This is a genomic window from Chitinophaga sp. 01L420, assembly GCF_056399985.1.
The window spans coordinates 1-399 of the sequence record NZ_JBFTSK010000155.1; the positions used below are offsets into that span (position 1 = coordinate 1).

Below are 399 nucleotides of genomic sequence, written 5' to 3' on the forward strand. Positions count from 1 at the left end.
ACGGGCGATCTGGGTCGCTGGTTACCCGATGGGAATATCGAGTACCGTACCAGGGTCGCCGCGATGAGCAGGTGAAGATTCGTGGTTACCGTATTGAGCTGGGAGAAATAGAGCAGGTATTGCAGCAGAGCGGTCTGGTGAACCAGGCAGTGGTACTGGCTCGTGGTGATAGTGCCGATATGCGGTTAGTAGGATATGTGGTGACGGAAGAAAACTTTGACAAGGAAGCGATAACAAATTATCTGAAGGATTGTTTGCCGGAATACATGGTGCCATTGCTGTGGGTGGCGTTAAAAGAACTGCCTTTAACGGCTAATGGCAAGATAGACCGGAAAGCATTACCAGACCCGGATGTACGGGCGGAACAAAAAGGGCTGTATGCGGGGCCACGCAACGAAG

The 399-nt window shown here is 51.9% G+C and carries 1 protein-coding gene; it reads left to right on the forward strand.

All coding sequences use genetic code 11. The annotated features are described in order from the left end of the window. A partial coding sequence (locus AC1DP6_RS36585) for an AMP-binding enzyme (RefSeq protein WP_477059326.1) occupies positions 1–399 on the forward strand: 399 nt, incomplete at both ends.